We start from the raw sequence: 4406 nt of genomic DNA, 5'->3' as shown, positions 1-4406 counted from the left end.
ACTTATAGCGCTTGGCCATTTCGGCGACCGGCAGCGGCTTGATCTTCTGCGCGTTGCCGGCGGTGCCGAACTGTTCGAAGCGCTCCTTGCAGAGCTTGCGCATGGCGGCCATGGCCGGTGTCAAATATTTGCGCGGATCGAACTCGCTCGGGTTCTCGGTCAGCACCTTGCGGATCGCGCCGGTCAGCGCCATGCGGTTGTCGGTGTCGATGTTGATCTTGCGCACGCCGTGCTTGATGCCGCGCTGGATTTCCTCGACCGGCACGCCCCAGGTCGGCTTCATCTGGCCGCCATATTTGTTGATGATCTCCTGCAGGTCCTCGGGCACCGAGGACGAGCCGTGCATGACCAGATGCATGTTCGGCAGGCGGCGGTGGATCTCCTCGATGACGTTCATGGCCAGCACCGCGCCGTCCGGCTTGCGCGAGAATTTGTAGGCGCCATGGCTGGTGCCCATGGCAACCGCCAGCGCATCGACATGGGTGTCCTTGACGAATTCCACCGCCTGTTCCGGATCGGTCAAAAGCTGGTCGTGGCTGATCGCGCCTTCGACGCCGTGGCCGTCTTCCTGCTCGCCGCCGCCGCTCTCCAGCGAGCCGAGCACGCCGATCTCGCCTTCGACGGACACGCCGCCCCAATGCGCCATGTCGACGACGCGCTTGGTGATGCCGGAATTGTAGGCGTAGTCGGCCGGCGTCTTGCCGTCTTCCTTCAGCGACCCGTCCATCATGACCGAGGTGAAGCCGTACTGGATCGCGGTGACGCAGGTGGCTTCGTTGTTGCCATGGTCGAGATGCATGCAGACCGGAATGTCGGGATGGATTTCGACCAGCGCGTCGATCAGCTTGGCCAGCACCACGTCATTGGCATAGGCGCGCGCGCCGCGGCTGGCCTGCAGGATGACCGGCGACTTGGTCTCCTCGGCGGCCTCCATGATGGCGAGGCCCTGTTCCATATTGTTCATGTTGAAAGCGGGCACGCCGTAGCCGTATTCGGCGGCGTGGTCGAGCAATTGTCTCAGTGTTATGCGAGCCACCCAATAGTCTCCCGTATCTGGTTTCAAGCGCAACGTCGCGGGCCGGCCGGTTGCCGGTCGGCCCTTGATGCTTCTGGCGGGATTTCAACGGAACCGCAACCTTCAGAGCTCTTCTCGATCGCAATTCTTGTTGCAGGGCTGAAATCCGGCCGTTTTGGTGACTTAAGCCGCGATCAACTCCCGCGCCGCCAGGATCTGCACGCAGGCATTGGCCGCCTCCTTGCCCTTGATGGTGAAGTGCTCAAAGAAGAAGCGGTGGTGCTCGGCGCTGTCGTGGTAGTTGTGCGGGGTGAGCACCGCCGACAGCACCGGCACGCCGGTCGACAACTGCGCGTTCATCATGCCGTCGAGCACCGCGCTGGCGACGAATTCATGCCGGTAGATGCCGCCATTGACGACAAAAGCGGTGCCGAGGATCGCGGCATAGCGGCCGGTCCCGGCCAGGGTCTTGGCATGCAGGGGGATTTCATAGGCGCCCGGCACGTCGAAGACGTCAACGGTGAAGCGCTCGCCTCCGATGTCAGCCAGTGCCGCTTCGAAGGCCTGCACGCACTGGTCGACGATGTCGGCATGCCAGCGCGCGCGGATAACGGCGATGCGAGTCTTTTCGTAGTCTTTATGGGAATGCTGATTCATGGGCCCATCCTTCCGTTTCGAACCAGAATCAGGACGCACGATACGGATTAAGCCCGCGAAGAGCGGGCCGGCTTCCGTTTCGTTCTCTTCCATCCGGACTCTAACCGTCGGCTCCGGAATCACACCGGATCTGCTGACCTTTCCGAAACCGGAAAGCGCTCGCGGGCTTGGGCCCGCGCATGACCCCGAAAACCGGAACGGTTTTCGGAAAGGAATCATGCGCAACTAAGAGTCCTTACCGCCGGTGGGGACTTTCACCCCGCCCTGAGAACATTAACGGCTTTGTATGAAAGGGCAGGGCGCTGCTGTCAACCGTGAGAAGGTTGGGCCAAGTCCGTTCGATTATCGCGTGCGCCACGCCGCCGCCGATGCGGCGATCAGCATCAGCGATGCTGCGACCATTGCGCAGGTGGCAAAACCAAAGCTGGAGTAGAGCGGCCCGAAGCTGGTGGTGCCGACGAAGACCGCGAGGTAAGTCACCGCACTGTTCAGGCCCATGATCGTGCCGCGCCGCGAGGGATCGAGCGCAGACAGGCGCATTACCAGGACATTCAGGCCGAAATGATTGGCCAGTCCCCAGATTGCCACCATGGTCAAGGTCAGCCCGAAACTGCCGCTCGTCGCCGCCATCGCGACATAGACGACTGCGACCAGAAGATAGGCGAACGGCATTACGCGCCGCGCACCCAGTCTGTCGATGACGCCGTCGAGCAGAGCAGCCGTCCCGAAGCCTATGCCGTAGGCAAGCGCCGCCAGGCCATTGGCGCTCACCGGCTGTCCCAGCCCGACATGAAGATGGTCGCCGAGATAGCCATAGACGCCGTAGAACGAAGTCATGAAGGCCGCGCACGCCACCAGCAGCGGCAGGATTCCGGGAATGCCGAGCGCTTCCAGCGGGGCGGGCGCCGGTCCGGCCTTCCTGATGTCGCTGAGCGACGTCACTGTCAGCCCCATCCATGCAAGGGCCGCAAGCACCGCGACCGCTGCGAAAACGGCGCGCCAATGCACAAGATCGGCAAGCACGGCCGAAAGCGAAACGCCGGCGACCATGCTGAGCGTCCATCCAGTCAGGACGACGCCGATCGTGCCGCTCTCCCTGCCCGGTGGGGCAATGGCTGCGGCGCTGGCATAGATCGCGGGCATGGCGATGCCGGCAGCGATGCCGGCCAGCAGCTGTGCGGAGACCAGCATGGTCACCGTGGGTGCAGCGGCACTTGCGACCAGCGCCAATGCCAACAGCAACAGTGCGCTCTGCAGCATCCTGCGAGCACCGAGCCGGTCGATGTAGCGCGCAAGGAACAGGGCGCTTGCGGAGGTGCCAAGGCCGAACGCTGCCGCCGCAATCATCACGGCCGGCACGCTGGTTCCGAACGACGAGGCGACAGCCGGTGCGATCGGACCCAGCACAAGCGAGTTCGAGCCGATGACAGCGATGCATCCGGTCAGCAGATAGGCAAGCGCCGGGATCGGGGCTCGGGCAGTCAATGGCGCAACTTGATCAATGTTCGACATATCAGCATAATGGCCGTATTCCATTCAGCGGAGAACCCGGAATTTCGCCATGGATGAAGAAACAGATGGCATTCTGCAGAACAGGCCCGCGGCCCGCGATCTCGACGCGACAGACCGAAGAATATTAGGTGTCCTGGTCGATGACGCCACGATCAGCTACGCCGAACTCGGCGATCGCGTCGGCTTGTCGCCACCCGCAGCGCATGAGCGGGTCAAACGGCTCCGTCGCAGCGGCGCCATCCGCAACACAGTCGCCATCATCGATCCCCGGGCGGTGAAAAAGCCTTTGCTTGCCTTTGTCCATATCGACACCAGGGGCTGGGGAAAGACGCCGGAGCTGATGGCGGTCTCGCAATATCCCGAAGTCGAGGAGATCCATACGGTCGCCGGCGACACCTGCATGCTGCTGAAGGTCCGCACGGAAGACACCAGAGCACTCGAAGGCCTTTTGGCGCGCCTGTACGAAACGCCGGGGGTCACCTCGACGCGCAGCTATGTGGTTTTATCGACCTATCTGGAGCGGCCGGTGCAGCCGGGCATTACCGAGACGTGGCCGACCCCGAAGCATATGGCGGAGCCTCTGTACTAGGGACGTGGGCTACGCCCGCTCGGGGAACATCGCCTTCAATCCCTCGCGCGATGCCTTGGCAACGCCGCGCTCGGTGATCAAGCCGGTGACCAGTCGCGCCGGCGTCACATCGAAGGCCGGGTTGGCCGCAGGCGTCGTCTCCGGCGAAATGCGAACCTGGGCAATCTCGCCGGCAGCGGTCTTGCCCCAGACCAGCGAGACCTCGTCGGCCGAGCGCTGCTCGATCGGGATCTCGGCCAGTCCGTCATGTACCGTCCAGTCGATGGTCGGCGACGGTAGCGCGACATAGAACGGCACGTCATTGTCGGCGGCGGCGAGCGCCTTCAGATAGGTGCCGATCTTGTTGCAGACATCGCCGTCGGCCGTTGTGCGGTCGGTGCCGACGATGACCATGTCGATTGCGCCGCGCTGCATCAGATGGCCGCCGGCATTGTCGACGATCAGTGTGTGCGGCACGCCGTGCCCGGCCATCTCCCAGGCGGTCAGCTGTGCGCCCTGGTTGCGCGGCCGCGTTTCATCGACATAGACATGGACCGGAATGCCGGCTTCTGTGGCCAGGTAGATCGGCGCCGTGGCGGTGCCGTAGTCGACCGTGGCCAGCCAGCCGGCATTGCAGTGGGTCAGGATGTTGAC

Annotated in this window: 5 protein-coding genes and 1 riboswitch; of the genes, 1 reads left to right on the top strand and 4 read right to left on the bottom strand. The window is 63.3% G+C overall.

Translation table 11 applies throughout. From position 1 onward, the window contains the following. The 3 genes from fba to EN939_RS22655 all read right to left on the bottom strand — a co-directional run. Positions 1–1036: class II fructose-bisphosphate aldolase (gene fba, locus EN939_RS22665; RefSeq protein ID WP_127269813.1), on the bottom strand; the 1036-nt coding region annotated here is incomplete at its 3' end. Positions 1037–1198: 162 nt separating this feature from the next. After that, the gene (locus tag EN939_RS22660; RefSeq protein WP_127269811.1) at positions 1199–1672 is read right to left on the bottom strand and encodes a 6,7-dimethyl-8-ribityllumazine synthase; all 474 of its coding nucleotides are present in this window, start codon (positions 1670–1672) and stop codon (positions 1199–1201) included. A gap of 77 nt (positions 1673–1749) precedes the next feature. Beyond that, positions 1750–1948: riboswitch (FMN riboswitch) on the bottom strand. A gap of 66 nt (positions 1949–2014) precedes the next feature. Beyond that, entirely contained in the window at positions 2015–3184 is a 1170-nt protein-coding gene (locus EN939_RS22655) for an MFS transporter (protein WP_127269809.1), read from the bottom strand. A gap of 49 nt (positions 3185–3233) precedes the next feature. On the opposite strand from EN939_RS22655, the gene EN939_RS22650 reads away from it, so the two are divergent. Then, entirely contained in the window at positions 3234–3773 is a 540-nt protein-coding gene (locus EN939_RS22650; RefSeq protein WP_127269807.1) for an Lrp/AsnC family transcriptional regulator, read from the top strand. Positions 3774–3782: 9 nt separating this feature from the next. Here EN939_RS22650 and mtnA read toward each other — a convergent pair. Beyond that, the coding region (mtnA, locus tag EN939_RS22645) for an S-methyl-5-thioribose-1-phosphate isomerase (protein WP_127269805.1) at positions 3783–4406 on the bottom strand (624 nt) is incomplete at its 5' end.

Source organism: Mesorhizobium sp. M7A.F.Ca.CA.002.05.1.1 (assembly GCF_003998335.1).
In the GTDB taxonomy this organism is placed as follows: domain Bacteria; phylum Pseudomonadota; class Alphaproteobacteria; order Rhizobiales; family Rhizobiaceae; genus Mesorhizobium.
This window is presented reverse-complemented; position numbering and strand designations above follow the sequence as displayed.